The following is a 13,250-nucleotide window of genomic DNA, read 5'->3' on the forward strand; positions in this document are numbered from 1 at the left end:
CGACCGGGCATGACCGGGCGACCGGGCATGGCCGGACGGCCGGCCCTGGACCGGACGGCAGCCCTACGCCCTGGACCGGACGGCGGCCCTACCGCTCGGCGACGCCGTAGAACAGTTCCTCCACCACACCGCGCGCCCGGCGTGCCGTGCGGCGGTACGCGTCGAGCATGTCGCCCGCGTGGCCCGGGCCGTAGCCCAGGTACCTGCCCACGGCGGCCAGTTCCCGTGGTTCGGTCGGGAACGTGTCGCCGGCCCTGCCGCGGACCAGCATCACCGCGTTGCGGACCCGGGTCGCGAGGACCCAGGCCTCGTCGAGGATCGCCGCGTCCTCGTCCGTGATGAGCCCGGCGGTGCGGGCGGCGGCCAGGGCCTCGCGGGTGCGGGTGGTGCGCAGGCCCGGCTCCGTCGAGCCGTGCCGCAGTTGCATGAGCTGCACGGTCCACTCCACGTCGGACAGGCCGCCCGGCCCGAGCTTGGCGTGCAGCTTGGGGTCGGCGCCGCGCGGCAGCCGCTCGGACTCCATGCGGGCCTTCAGACGGCGGATCTCGCGCACGGCCTCGTCGGTGAGCCCGTCCGCCGGGTGGCGCAGCGGGTCGATCAGCTCCATGAAGCGGCGGCCCAGGTCCTCGTCGCCCGCGACGGGCTCGGCCCGCAGCAGGGCGTGCGACTCCCAGGTCAGGGCCCACCGGCGGTAGTACGCCGCGTACGAGGTGAGGGTGCGGACCAGCGGGCCGGACTTGCCCTCCGGGCGCAGGTCGGCGTCGATGAGCAGCGGCGGGTCGGCGCTGGGGAGCTGCAGCAGGCGGCGCATCTCGGAGACGACCTTGCCGGCCGCCTGGGAGGCCTCGCGCTCGTCGACGCCCTCGCGCGGTTCGTGCACGAACAGCACGTCCGCGTCGGAACCGTAGCCCAGCTCGTGGCCGCCGAACCGGCCCATGCCGATGACCGCGAACCGGGTGGGCAGTTCGTCGCCCCAGCCCTCCCTTACGACCGCGCGGAGCGTGCCGGCGAGGGTCGCCGCGGTCAGGTCCGACACCGCCGCCCCGACGCGGTCCACCAGGGCGCCCTGGTCGGCCTCGGCGGGCTGCTCCTCGGTGCCGTAGGAGCCGACGATGTCGGCGGCAGCCGTGCGGAACAGCTCACGGCGGCGCACTCCGCGGGCCGCCGTGACGGCCTGGGCGGCGCCGTCGGCCCGGCGCACGGCGGCGAGTATCTCCTGCTCCAGATGGGCGCGCGAGCGGGGCTCCAGGCCGCCCCCGTCCCCGTCGCCGAGCAGGGCGACCGCCTCCGGGGCGCGCATCAGCAGGTCGGGCGCGAGCCGGCCGGCGGACAGCACCCGGGCGAGGTTCTGCGCGGCGGCGCCCTCGTCCCGCAGCAACCGCAGGTACCAGGGGGTCTTGCCGAGCGCGTCCGAGACCTTGCGGAAGCCCAGCAGGCCCGCGTCCGGGTCGGCCGAGTCGGCGAACCAGCCGAGCAGCACGGGCAGCAGGGTGCGCTGGATGGCGGCCTTGCGGGTGACGCCGGAGGCCAGTGCCTCCAGGTGCCGCAGGGCGGAGGCGGGGTCGGCGTAGCCGAGGGCGACCATGCGCTCCCGGGCCGCCTCGGTGCTGAGCCGGGCCTCGCCGGTCGCGAGCTGTGCGACGGCGTCGAGCAGCGGCCGGTAGAAGAGCTTCTCGTGCAGACGGCGTACGACACCCGCGTGCCGCCGCCACTCGCGGTGCAGGTCGGCGACCGGGTCCGTGCGCAGGCCCAGGGAACGGCCGATGCGGCGCAGTTCGGCCTCGTCCTCGGGGACGAGGTGGGTGCGGCGCAGCCGGAACAGCTGGATGCGGTGCTCCATGGAGCGCAGGAAGCGGTAGGCCTCGTCGAGCTGCGCCGCGTCGGCCCGGCCGACGTAGCCGCCGGCGGCGAGCGCCTCGAGCGCGTCCAGGGTCGTGCCGCTGCGCAGGGAGGTGTCCGCCCGGCCGTGCACCAGCTGGAGCAGCTGCACGGCGAACTCGACGTCCCTGAGGCCGCCCGGCCCCAGCTTCAGCTGGCGGTCGACCTCGCCGACGGGGATGTTCTCCACGACCCGGCGGCGCATCTTCTGCACGTCGGGCACGAAGTTCTCGCGCTCGGCGGCCTTCCACACCAGGGGCTGGACGGCGGCGACGTACTCCGCGCCGAGGTCGAGGTCGCCGGCCACCGGGCGGGCCTTGAGCAGCGCCTGGAACTCCCAGGTCTTGGCCCAGCGCTGGTAGTAGGCGAGGTGGCTGGACACGGTCCGCACGAGGGGGCCGTTGCGGCCCTCGGGCCGGAGGTTGGCGTCGACCGGCCAGATGGAGCCCTCGACGGTGGTCTCGGAGCAGATCCGCATCATGTGCGAGGCGAGCCGGGTCGCGGCGCGTACGGCCTTGGTCTCGTCGGCTCCCTCGGTGGTCTCGCCGACGAAGATGACGTCCACGTCCGAGACGTAGTTCAGCTCGTGGCCGCCGCACTTGCCCATGGCGATCACCGCGAGGCGGCACAGGGCGGCGTCCTCGGGCGCGGCCGCCTCGGCGATCCCGAGGGCGGCGCGCAGGGTGGCGGTGGCGAGGTCGGCCAGCTCGGCGGCGGACTCGGCGACGCCGGTGGTGCCGCAGACGTCCCGGGCGGCGATGGACAGCAGGCAGCGCCGGTAGGCGACGCGCAGCGAGACCGGGTCGTCCGCCTCCGCGAGGCCGGCCTCGAACTCCTCCACCCCGGGGTGCAGGTCGTACGCCTCGTACATGACGAGGGCCTGCCAGTCGTCCGGGTGCCGGGTGAGGTGGTCGGCCAGGGCCGTGGAGGCGCCGAGTACACCCAGGAGGCGGTCGCGCAGCGGCTTGGAGGAGATCAGCGTGTCGAGCAGTTCACGGCGGGCGCCGGGGCCGTGCTGGGCCTCCAGGAGCCGGGCGAGTCCGAGCAGCGCGAGATCGGGGTCGGCGGTGGCACCCAGCGCCTCCAGCAGGACCGGGTCGTCGCGCAGGGGCGCGAGCTCGGGGCTGTCCAGGAGCCGTTCGGCGGCGGACGCGTCGGTGAAGCCGTGCCGCAGCAGCCGTGTGAAGGTGCTGCTCCTGCGCCCCGGCACCGCCGTCATCCGGGCCTCCCTCGCACTGTTCCTCGGACATGCATCGGATCAAGGTCGTACGGGTTCGAGCCTAACCGCACGGGCCGGGGGAAGCGCCGGGGAGTTCGGCGGTCGGACAGGGTGCGCGGGTGGCCAGGCGGACCGGCCGTGCGGGTGAGGCGTGGTACGGCGGTCGGCGGCGTTCCGCGGGACGCGAGGGCCATTTCCGCCACGGCACGGGGCCGGTCGCCGTCCACTCGGTGGCGCGGCACGGTGTTTTCGGCTTCGGTGAGGGGGAGCCGTTCCGCCGGCTCGGTCGGCTGGGTCGGCTTCGCTCGGCTTCCGTCGGCTTCGGTCGGACGCGGTGGCGGTTCTCATCAGGCCGGACGAAGGAGTCATGCCCATGGACATCACGCTCGAAGTCATCCCGCTGCCCGTGAGCGACATCGACCGGGCCCGGGACTTCTACCGGGACAAGGTCGGGTTCCACGTGGACATCGACCAGGAGGTCATGCCCGGGATGCGGATCGTCCAGCTGACCCCTCCGGGTTCCGGCTGCTCGATCGCCCTGGGCGAGTCGATCTGGCAGATGACGCCCGGCCCGACCCCGGCCCCCGGCTCCTACCAGGGCTTGCAGCTGTGCGTCGCCGACATCAAGGCGGCCCACGCGGAGCTGGTCGCCCGCGGCCTCGACGTCTCGGAACCGGTCCAGTACTCCCCGGACGACGGTGCCACGTTCATGCACTTCCAGGACCCGGACGGCAACGGCTGGGCGGTGCAGGAGTACCGGCGCAGGGCCACGGAGCCGCTGCACCAGCTGCTGGCGGACCTGAAGCGGAAGCAGGGGTGAGGCGGGGGCGGGCCTGAGGCGGCGCAGGCCCGCGACGGGGCGGGCCTGAAGCGGGGCGGGCCCGCGACGGGGCGGGCCTGAAGCGGGGCGGGCCCGCGACGGGGGCAGGCCCGCGGCGGAGGCAAGCCCACGCCGAAACAAGGCTGAGGCGGAGGCGGTGGCGGAGGCGGAGGCGGAGGCGGGCCCGAGGGTGGCCGGAGAAGCCGGTCAGGAATCGAGAAGCGCGTCTCGCGGGGCGCGCTTAGCGTCGTTGTCATGACTTCCATCGCATCCGTCACCCTCGAGGTGGCCGACCCCGCCGCCGCCGACCGCTTCTACTCCGCCGCCTTCGGTTCGGGCGACCGGCTGCGCCTGCGGGCGTCGGAGGCACCGACCTCCGGCTTCCGCGGGTTCACGCTGTCACTGGTCGTCCCCCAGCCGGCCGATGTGGACGCGTTCTTCGAAGCGGCCGTGCGGGCCGGGGCGACGCCCCTGAAGCCCGCGGCCAGGTCGCTGTGGGGCTACGGGGGCGTCGTGCAGGCCCCGGACGGGACGATCTGGCAGCTGGCGTCGTCGTCGAAGAAGAACAGCGGCCCGGCGACCGGGCAGGTCGACGACTTCGTGCTGCTGCTCGGCGTGGAGGACGTGAAGGCCAGCAAGCAGTTCTACGTCGATCACGGCCTGGCCGTGGGCAAGAGCTTCGGCTCCAAGTACGTCGAGTTCGCCGCCGAGGGTCCCGTGAAGCTGGCCCTGTACAAGCGCCGCGGCCTCGCCAAGGTCGCCGGCGTCTCCCCCGACGGCACCGGCTCCCACCGCCTGACCATCACCGCCGACGCCGGGCCGTTCACCGACCCGGACGGGTTCGCCTGGACTACGGCTTCGGAGAGCGCGGCGGTGTGAGCGGTGCCGGCGGGAGGTCGTCCGGCCCGGGCCGGACGACCTGGCAGACCTACAGCGCCGGCAGGTTCTTCCGCAGCTCGAACGCCGTGACCTCGCTGCGGTACTCCTCCCACTCCTGCCGCTTGTTGCGTAGGAAGAAGTCGAAGACGTGCTCGCCGAGGGTCTCGGCGACGAGGTCGCTGCGTTCCATCAGGGTCAGGGCCTCGCCCAGGTTCTGCGGCAGCGGCTCGATGCCCATCGCGCGGCGCTCCGCGTCGGAGAGGGCCCAGACGTCGTCCTCGGCACCCGGCGGGAGCTCGTAGCCCTCCTCGATGCCCTTGAGGCCGGCGGCCAGCAGCAGCGCGTAGGCGAGGTAGGGGTTGGCGCCGGAGTCGAGGGAGCGGACCTCCACCCGCGCCGAGCCCGTCTTGCCGGGCTTGTACATCGGGACGCGGACCAGCGCCGAGCGGTTGTTGTGGCCCCAGCAGATGTACGAGGGGGCCTCGCCGCCCGCGCCCGCGGTGCGCTCCGCGCCGCCCCAGATGCGCTTGTAGGAGTTGACCCACTGGTTGGTGACCGCGGAGATCTCCGCGGCGTGCCGCAGCAGACCCGCGATGAAGGAGCGGCCCACCTTGGAGAGCTGGTACTCGGAGCCGGACTCGTAGAACGCGTTGCGGTCCCCCTCGAAGAGCGAGAGGTGGGTGTGCATGCCGCTGCCCGGGTGCTCGGAGAACGGCTTCGGCATGAACGTGGCGTGCACGCCCTGCTCCAGCGCCACCTGCTTCATGACGAGGCGGAACGTCATGACGTTGTCGGCCGTGGACAGCGCGTCGGCGTAGCGGAGGTCGATCTCCTGCTGGCCGGGCGCGCCCTCGTGGTGGGAGAACTCCACCGAGATGCCCATCGACTCCAGCATCGTGATGGCCTGGCGGCGGAAGTCCATGCCGACGTTGGTCGGGGTGTGGTCGAAGTAGCCGGAGTTGTCGGCCGGAGTGGGACGGGAGCCGTCCAGCGGGCGGTCCTTCAGCAGGAAGAACTCGATCTCCGGGTGCGTGTAGAAGGTGAAGCCCAGGTCGGAGGTGCGGGCGAGGGCTCGCTTGAGCACGTAGCGCGGGTCGGCGAAGGACGGGGAGCCGTCCGGCATGAGGATGTCGCAGAACATCCGGGCCGTGCCCGGGGCCTCCGCGCGCCACGGCAGGATCTGGAAGGTCGACGGGTCCGGCTTGGCGATCATGTCGGACTCGTAGACCCGGGCGAAGCCCTCGATCGCGGAGCCGTCGAAGCCGATGCCCTCGTCGAAGGCCTGCTCCAGTTCGGCCGGGGCCACGGCGACGGACTTGAGGAAGCCCAGCACGTCCGTGAACCACAGGCGTACGAACCGGATGTCGCGCTCCTCCAACGTCCGGAGCACGAACTCCTGCTGCTTGTCCATCTTCCGCTTCCCCATCCTTGCTGGTCAGGCCGCCTTCTCTTCCGTACCACGGGAGGCGGTCGGGCACCTGAGCATCCCACCACACCACCATTTCGTACGCGTTGCGGACCATGATCGCCCGGCTGATCCGGGGTCGAACGCCTCACGTACGGCAGGTGGACTGCTCTTCCGCCCATAGTGCCTGCTCGCACCCGCATCCGTAACGGCCGGTTCCTTTCGTCGCGCCACCCACTTAATTTGCATCTCATATGCAACTTTAAGCAGGACGCCCCCTCAGGCACGCACTCGGGGCTGGTCGACCTCACTCGCGTCCCGCTCGCCCCGGGCACGCGCGCGTACCTGTGCGGTCCGCTCCCCTTCATGCGGGCGGTGCGGACCCGGTTGCTCGCCAAGGGCGTCACCCCCGCTGACATCCACTACGAGGTGTTCGGCCCGGATCTGTGGCCTGCGGGACAGGACTAGGGAGCGGAGCGCTCGGGGCCCCGGGAGATACCCAGGAGCAGCGCCCCGGTCGGCTCCGCGACGATGTCCTCCACCGTGACCGGGTCCAGTGAGGTGAAGAACGCCTCCTGGGCCCGGCTCAGGGCGCCGCGCAGCCGGCAGGCGGCGCTGAGGGGGCAGGGTGTGGGGCCCTCGCAGTCGACCACGTCACCGCCGCCCTCGAAGGCGCGCACCACGGCGCCCACCGAGGCCGTGCGGCCCCGCTCGGTGAGGGTGAGGCCGCCGCCCCGGCCACGGCGGGCCTCCAGCAGGCCCATGTGCCGGAGCTCGGCGACGACCTTCGCCAGGTGGGTGTAGGGCACGTCCATGCCGTCCGCGACGTTCCGGGTCGTCGGACTCGACCCGCCCGCCACGGCGAGCCGCATCAGCACCCGCAGGGCGAGGTCGGTGGAGCGCAGCAGCCGCATGCGGGCAGCGTAGGTAATGGGAATCTGCGGTTCAAATTATCGGGAAGCCGTGAGCGGACCCTCGGCCGGAACTCGGCCGGACCGGTGAAGCTGTCGGTCGGCTGTCGGTGCCGTATCGATTCGGCCCATTCCCGCGGCCGCTCTACGAGGCGCCCCGTCTCCCCCACTACGATCACTCCACCCGACCGTCACTTTTCCCACGAAGGACACCTCATGGGCTCCGCCAACAAGAGCAGCACGGCACGCAAGGCTCGAATAGAGGAGATGCGGCGCGCCGAGCAGTCCCGTGAGCGCCGCAACCGGGTCCTCACCATCGCGGCCAGTGTGGTGGTCGTGGCCGGACTCGTGGTCGGCGGCGTCGTGCTGGTGCGGTCCCAGGACGACAAGGGCGGTGACACCGCGGCGTCGAGCGATTCGTCGGGCAAGGGCAAGTTCGTGACGGGCAAGGACGGCGTGAAGACGTGGGAGGGGAAGCTGTCCCGCAACCACGTGACCAAGGCCGTGAAGTACGCCTCCGAGCCGCCGGTCGGCGGTGATCACAACCCGGTCTGGATGAACTGCAACGGCGACGTCTACACCGAGCCGCTGAAGAACACCAACGCCGTGCACTCCCTGGAGCACGGCGCGGTGTGGGTGACGTACAACGCCGACGCGAAGAAGGCCGACGTCGACGCGCTCGCGGCGAAGGTGAAGAAGACGCCGTACACGCTGATGAGCCCGATGGACGACCAGAAGGACCCGATCATGCTCTCGGCGTGGGGCCACCAGCGCACGGTGACGAGCGCGAAGGACCCGGACGTGGACGCGTTCTTCGAGAAGTACGTCCAGGGCGAGCAGACCCCCGAGCCGGGGGCCGCCTGCACGAACGGGCTGTCCAAGTGAGGCATGTCGGGCTGATCGCCGGGGCCGCGGCGGCGGCGCTCGTCGCCGCCGGCGCGATCACCTACGCCGTCGCCGGGGACGACGGCGGCAGCAGGACGCCGTCCGCCGAGTCCGCGGACGCCGGGTTCGCGCGGGACATGGCGGTGCACCACCAGCAGGCCGTGGAGATGTCGTACATCGTGCGCGACCGCACGAAGGACGAGGAGGTCAGGCGGCTGGCGTACGACATCGCGCAGACGCAGGCCAACCAGCGCGGCATGCTGCTGGGCTGGCTGGATCTGTGGGCCCTGCCCAAGGTGTCCTCCGAACCGCCGATGACCTGGATGGACATGGGCGGCATGGCGTCCGGCAAGGACGGCGCGCTGATGCCGGGCATGGCGACCAACTCCGAGATGGAGAAGCTCGGGGAGCTCAGCGGGAAGCGGGCGGAGGTCTTCTACCTCCAGCTGATGACGGACCATCACAAGGGCGGCATCCACATGGCCGAGGGGTGTGTGGAGCGGTGTGCGGTCGGGGTGGAGAAGCGGCTCGCCCAGGGCATGGTGGACGCGCAGCAGTCGGAGATCTCGTTGATGGCGGACATGCTCAAGGAGCGGGGCGCGGCGGCGCGCCGGTAGGGACACCGGGCACGTAAGCCTCAAATCGCCCTGCCCGGCTGTCTCTTGGGCTCTTCTTGGCCTGTGCAGGGCGGTTCTTGGGCTGCGCCATTCCCTGGCATGAACGGTTCATCGCGAGAGTGGCGGCCGTCGAGTGATCCACTCACGACGAACCGCAGGGGGTTCCATGAGATCCAACCGCGCCACCGTGCGCGCCGGGGTGAGTCTGGCAGCGACACTGCCGATGCTCGCCGGTGCGCTGGCGCTCGGCATACCCGCGGCGCACGCCGCCGACCACCCGGTCCGCGACCTCCTGGCCGGGACCCGGCCCGCGTGGGCCACCGCCAGGGCGGACAAGGGCGCCACCTCCGACGCCACCCGGGTCACGGCCCGGGTCTACCTCACCGGCAGGGACTCCTCGGGCCTCGCCGCCTACGCCGAGGCCGTCTCCGACCCGCACTCGGCCTCGTACGGCAAATACCTCACCGCCAAGCAGGCCCAGGCACGCTTCGGTGCCACGAAGGCCCAGGTGGCGGCCGTGAAGTCCTGGCTGACCGCCGCCGGCCTGAAGGTCACCGGCGTCACGCGGCACTACGTCTCCGTCAGCGGTGACGTGGCCGCCGCCGAGAAGGCGTTCGGCACCCAGCTGCACAACTTCGCCAAGGGCTCCAGGACCTACCGCGCCCCGGCGAACACCGCCTCCGTGCCGCAGAGCCTGGCCGGTGCCGTCCTGACCGTGACCGGGCTGGACAACGCACCGCACATGGCCACGCACGACGATCAGCTGCCGCCGCCGGACACCGTGTTCCGCAACGCCGGGCCGTTCTCCTCGTACTACGGCTCCACCACCGCGAGCACACTCCCGAGCGCCTACGGCAAGAAGATCCCGTACGCCGTGAAGGGGTACACGGGCAAGCAGCTGCGGGCCGCCTACGGCGCGGGCACGCGCACCGGCAAGGGTGTCCGGGTCGCCATCACGGACGCGTACGCCTCCCCGACCATCGCCTACGACGCGAGCACCTACGCCAAGCGCAACGGCGACGCGGCGTGGAAGACCGGGCAGCTGCACCAGGTCCTGCCCAAGAAGTACACGGACACCAAGGACTGCTCGGCCTCCGGCTGGTACGGCGAGGAGACCCTGGACGTCGAGGCCGTGCACGCGGTCGCGCCCGCCGCGGACGTCACGTACGTCGGCGCCGCCTCCTGCAACGACGACGACCTGCTCGACGCGCTCGGCACGGTCGTCGACAAGCACCTGGCCGACATCGTCTCCAACTCCTGGGGCGAGGTCGAGGCCGTGCAGACGCCCGACCTCGCGGCCGCCTACGACCAGGTCTTCCAGCTGGGCGCGGTCGAGGGCATCGGCTTCTACTTCTCCTCGGGCGACGACGGTGACGAGGTCGCGAACTCCGGGACGAAGCAGGTCGACTCCCCGGCCAACTCGGCGTGGGTCACCGCGGTCGGCGGCACCTCGCTGGCCGTCGGCAAGAACGACACGTACCTCTGGGAGACCGGCTGGGGCACCGACAAGGCGGCCCTGTCGGACGACGGCAAGAGCTGGACCGACTTCCCCGGCGCGTTCACCTCGGGCGCGGGCGGCGGCACCAGCAGGACCGTCGCCGAGCCCACCTACCAGCAGGGCGTCGTGCCGGACGCGCTGGCGAAGGCCAACAGCGCATCCGGCAACCGGGTCGTCCCGGACATCGCCGCGATCGCCGACCCGAACACCGGCTTCCTGGTGGGGCAGACGCAGACGCTCCCCGACGGGAAGAAGCAGGCCTACAGCGAGTACCGCATCGGCGGCACCTCGCTCGCCGCGCCGACCATCGCGGCCGTCCAGGCCCTGGCCCAGGAGGCCCGCGGCAAGGCGATCGGCTTCGCCAACCCGGTGATCTACGCGAAGTACGGCTCGAAGGTCTACCACGACGTCACCGACAACCCGACGGGCTCCGGCCTCGCCGTGGCCCGGGTCGACTTCGTGAACGGCTACGACGCCACCGGCGGCCTGTCCACTTCCGTGCGCAGCCTCGGCAAGGACAGCTCGCTCGCGGCCGTGAAGGGCTACGACGACGTCACCGGCGTGGGCTCCCCCGCGAACGGCTACGTCGAGTCGTACCGGCGGCACTGACCTTCGGCGGCCGTCGCCGGCCTCCGCCGGCCTTCGCTGACGTCCGCTGCCGTCCGCCGACCTCCGCAAGGGGACATGGGGTGGTGTGGGATGACCCACACCACCCCATTGTGTCGCACTGACGATTACACTGGACGGCGTGCCTCAACTACGTCTCGCCCTGAACCAGATCGACGCCGGCGTGGGCGACCTCGCCGGTAACACCGAGTCGATCGTCCGCTGGACCCGGCACTCCGCCGAACAGGGAGCGCATCTCGTCGCGTTCCCGGAGATGGTGCTGACCGGGTATCCCGTCGAGGACCTGGCGCTCAGGTCGTCCTTCGTCGAGGCCTCCCGGGCGGCGCTGCGCGCTCTCGCCGCGCGTCTGGCCGAGGAGGGCTTCGGAGAGCTGCCGGTGATCGTCGGCTACCTCGACCGCAGCGCGACCGCCCAGCCGAAGTACGGCCAGCCGGCCGGCGCGCCGCAGAACGCCGGGGCGGTGCTCCACCGCGGCGAGGTGGTGCTGAACTTCGCCAAGCACCACCTGCCGAACTACGGCGTCTTCGACGAGTTCCGCTACTTCGTGCCCGGCGACAGCATGCCGGTGCTGCGGGTGCACGGTGTGGACGTCGCCCTGGCCATCTGCGAGGACCTGTGGCAGGACGGGGGCCGCGTCCCCGCCGCCCGTTCGGCGCAGGCGGGCCTGCTGGTGTCCGTCAACGCCTCCCCCTATGAGCGCAACAAGGACGACACGCGCTTGGAGCTGGTCCGCAAGCGGGCCCAGGAGGCCGGCTGCACCACGGCGTACCTGGCCATGATCGGCGGCCAGGACGAGCTGGTGTTCGACGGCGACTCGATCGTGGTCGACAAGGACGGCGAGGTCGTGGCGCGGGCCCCGCAGTTCTCCGAGGGCTGCGTGGTCCTGGACCTGGATCTGCCGGCGGCGTCGGCGGACGCCCCGACGGGCGTGGTCGACGACGGTCTGCGCATCGACCGGGTCGTCCTGTCGGAGGAGCCTCTCGCCCCGTACGAGCCCGAGCTCACGGGCGGCTACGCGGACCGTCTGGAGGACGACGAGGAGGTCTACTCGGCGCTGGTCGTGGGCCTGCGGGCGTACGTCGCGAAGAACGGCTTCTCGTCGGTCCTGATCGGTCTGTCGGGCGGTATCGACTCGGCGCTGGTCGCGGCGATCGCCTGCGACGCGGTGGGCGCGCAGAACGTGTACGGCGTGTCGATGCCGTCGAAGTACTCCTCGGACCACTCCAAGGACGACGCGGCCGAGCTGGCGCGCCGCACGGGCCTGAACTACCGCACGGTGGCGATCGAGCCGATGTTCGACGCCTACATGGGCTCGCTGGGGCTCACGGGCCTGGCGGAGGAGAACCTCCAGTCGCGCCTGCGCGGCACGCTGCTCATGGCGATCTCCAACCAGGAGGGCCACATCGTGCTGGCCCCCGGCAACAAGTCGGAGCTGGCGGTCGGCTACTCGACGCTCTACGGCGACTCGGTCGGGGCGTACGGCCCCATCAAGGACGTGTACAAGACGTCGGTGTTCCGGCTCGCCGAGTGGCGCAACCGGGCCGCCGGGGAGCGCGGTCAGACCCCGCCGATCCCGGAGAGCTCCATCAGCAAGCCCCCGAGCGCGGAACTGCGCCCGGGCCAGGTGGACACGGACTCGCTGCCGGACTACCCGGTGCTGGACGCGATCCTGGAGCTGTACGTCGACCGGGACCGGGGCGCGGACGAGATCGTGGCGGCCGGGTTCGACGCGGAGCTGGTCGCGAAGACGCTGCGGATGGTCGACACGGCCGAGTACAAGCGGCGCCAGTACCCGCCGGGCACGAAGATCTCCCCGAAGGGCTTCGGCAAGGACCGGCGGCTGCCGATCACGAACGGGTGGCGGGAGTCGCTCTGACGGGCCAGGGTCGTCGGTGACGGCCACGGGCCCGGCGGCTCGGGCCCGTAAGGTCTCCCGCGCCTCAGGATGCGGGAGACCGCCGCACTCGCCCAGACCCGACCTCCAGCACCTCTCCCCGGGAGTCCGCCATGAGGATCCATCTGACCAGTGTCTTCGTCGACGACCAGGCCAAGGCCCTCCGCTTCTACACCGAGATCCTCGGTTTCGTGAAGAAGTACGACGTCCCGGTGGGCGAGACGGACCGCTGGCTGACCGTCGTCTCCCCCGAGAACCCCGGCGGTACGGAGCTGCTGCTGGAGCCCGCCGGTCACCCCGCCGTCAAGCCCTACCGCGACGCGCTCGCCGCCGACGGCATCCCGGTCGCCCAGTTCGCCGTCGACGACGTCCGCGCCGAGTACGAGCGCCTGAGCGGCCTCGGCGTCCGCTTCACCCAGGAGCCCCTGGACATGGGCCCCGTCACCACGGCCGTCCTCGACGACACCTGCGGCAATCTGATCCAGCTCGCGACCCAACCGCGGGAGTAGCCCGACGCCGCGCCCCCCTCCCCGAAACGTCACCACCTTGACCGGTGACACGCCGGAGTGTCACCATCATCACCTGTTCAAGCGGTGACGCAGTCGGTGGACGGGACG

10 protein-coding genes and 1 pseudogene are annotated in these 13,250 nt (G+C 71.8%); 8 read left to right on the forward strand and 3 right to left on the reverse strand.

All coding sequences use genetic code 11. The features are described from left to right. Positions 1-88: 88 nt before the first annotated feature. Positions 89-3,097: a bifunctional [glutamine synthetase] adenylyltransferase/[glutamine synthetase]-adenylyl-L-tyrosine phosphorylase gene (locus ACFCXS_RS09190; protein WP_376642443.1), complete on the reverse strand. Its 3,009-nt coding sequence runs from the start codon at positions 3,095-3,097 to the stop codon at positions 89-91. A gap of 373 nt (positions 3,098-3,470) precedes the next feature. On the opposite strand from ACFCXS_RS09190, the gene ACFCXS_RS09195 reads away from it, so the two are divergent. Both ACFCXS_RS09195 and ACFCXS_RS09200 read left to right on the forward strand, forming a co-directional pair. Then, positions 3,471-3,917 (forward strand): VOC family protein, encoded by a 447-nt coding sequence (locus tag ACFCXS_RS09195; RefSeq protein ID WP_104783999.1) that lies wholly within the window; start codon positions 3,471-3,473, stop codon positions 3,915-3,917. Between the two features lie 255 nt (positions 3,918-4,172). Continuing rightward, complete coding sequence (locus tag ACFCXS_RS09200) at positions 4,173-4,796, forward strand: glyoxalase (protein WP_376642444.1); 624 nt, start codon at positions 4,173-4,175, stop codon at positions 4,794-4,796. A 49-nt stretch (positions 4,797-4,845) separates the two neighbouring features. On the opposite strand, the gene glnA is transcribed toward ACFCXS_RS09200, so the two are convergent. After that, on the reverse strand, positions 4,846-6,207 hold the full coding sequence (gene glnA / locus ACFCXS_RS09205) for a type I glutamate--ammonia ligase (protein ID WP_033312643.1): 1,362 nt from the start codon (positions 6,205-6,207) through the stop codon (positions 4,846-4,848). A gap of 255 nt (positions 6,208-6,462) precedes the next feature. Between glnA and ACFCXS_RS09210 the strand changes: the two are divergent. Continuing rightward, positions 6,463-6,669, forward strand: a pseudogene (locus ACFCXS_RS09210) (hemin transporter); the annotation flags it as partial. On the opposite strand, the gene ACFCXS_RS09215 reads toward ACFCXS_RS09210, so the two are convergent. Then, a complete protein-coding gene (locus ACFCXS_RS09215) occupies positions 6,666-7,115 on the reverse strand; it encodes an RrF2 family transcriptional regulator (RefSeq protein ID WP_376642446.1) in 450 nt (149 codons plus the stop codon). The pseudogene ACFCXS_RS09210 and the gene ACFCXS_RS09215 sit on opposite strands and share 4 nt — an antisense overlap. A gap of 213 nt (positions 7,116-7,328) precedes the next feature. On the opposite strand from ACFCXS_RS09215, the gene ACFCXS_RS09220 reads away from it, so the two are divergent. The 5 genes from ACFCXS_RS09220 to ACFCXS_RS09240 all read left to right on the forward strand — a co-directional run bounded on the left by ACFCXS_RS09220 (position 7,329) and on the right by ACFCXS_RS09240 (position 13,142). Further along, a complete protein-coding gene (locus ACFCXS_RS09220; RefSeq protein WP_376642447.1) occupies positions 7,329-7,997 on the forward strand; it encodes a DUF3105 domain-containing protein in 669 nt (222 codons plus the stop codon). Continuing rightward, positions 7,994-8,614, forward strand: a complete 621-nt coding sequence (locus tag ACFCXS_RS09225) for a DUF305 domain-containing protein (RefSeq protein WP_376642448.1) — start codon at positions 7,994-7,996, stop codon at positions 8,612-8,614. The genes ACFCXS_RS09220 and ACFCXS_RS09225 overlap by 4 nt, the downstream gene beginning before the upstream one ends. Positions 8,615-8,780: 166 nt before the next feature. Further along, positions 8,781-10,721: a protease pro-enzyme activation domain-containing protein gene (locus ACFCXS_RS09230; protein ID WP_376642449.1), complete on the forward strand. Its 1,941-nt coding sequence runs from the start codon at positions 8,781-8,783 to the stop codon at positions 10,719-10,721. A gap of 139 nt (positions 10,722-10,860) precedes the next feature. Next, complete coding sequence (locus tag ACFCXS_RS09235; protein WP_376642450.1) at positions 10,861-12,615, forward strand: NAD+ synthase; 1,755 nt, start codon at positions 10,861-10,863, stop codon at positions 12,613-12,615. Between the two features lie 131 nt (positions 12,616-12,746). Next, positions 12,747-13,142: a VOC family protein gene (locus tag ACFCXS_RS09240; protein ID WP_376642452.1), complete on the forward strand. Its 396-nt coding sequence runs from the start codon at positions 12,747-12,749 to the stop codon at positions 13,140-13,142. The last annotated feature ends 108 nt before the right edge of the window (positions 13,143-13,250 follow it).

The organism is Streptomyces sp. NPDC056373, assembly GCF_042262425.1.
Lineage (GTDB): Bacteria > Actinomycetota > Actinomycetes > Streptomycetales > Streptomycetaceae > Streptomyces.

Excerpts from the sequence above, each read along its gene's own strand:
- ACFCXS_RS09215 (WP_376642446.1), bottom strand. The coding sequence starts at position 7,115 with ATGCGGCTGCTGCGCTCCACCGACCTCGCCCTGCGGGTGCTGATGCGG.
- glnA (WP_033312643.1), bottom strand. The coding sequence starts at position 6,207 with ATGGACAAGCAGCAGGAGTTCGTGCTCCGGACGTTGGAGGAGCGCGAC.
- ACFCXS_RS09230 (WP_376642449.1), top strand. The coding sequence starts at position 8,781 with ATGAGATCCAACCGCGCCACCGTGCGCGCCGGGGTGAGTCTGGCAGCG.
- ACFCXS_RS09220 (WP_376642447.1), top strand. The coding sequence starts at position 7,329 with ATGGGCTCCGCCAACAAGAGCAGCACGGCACGCAAGGCTCGAATAGAG.
- ACFCXS_RS09240 (WP_376642452.1), top strand. The coding sequence starts at position 12,747 with ATGAGGATCCATCTGACCAGTGTCTTCGTCGACGACCAGGCCAAGGCC.
- ACFCXS_RS09190 (WP_376642443.1), bottom strand. The coding sequence starts at position 3,097 with ATGACGGCGGTGCCGGGGCGCAGGAGCAGCACCTTCACACGGCTGCTG.
- ACFCXS_RS09200 (WP_376642444.1), top strand. The coding sequence starts at position 4,173 with ATGACTTCCATCGCATCCGTCACCCTCGAGGTGGCCGACCCCGCCGCC.
- ACFCXS_RS09195 (WP_104783999.1), top strand. The coding sequence starts at position 3,471 with ATGGACATCACGCTCGAAGTCATCCCGCTGCCCGTGAGCGACATCGAC.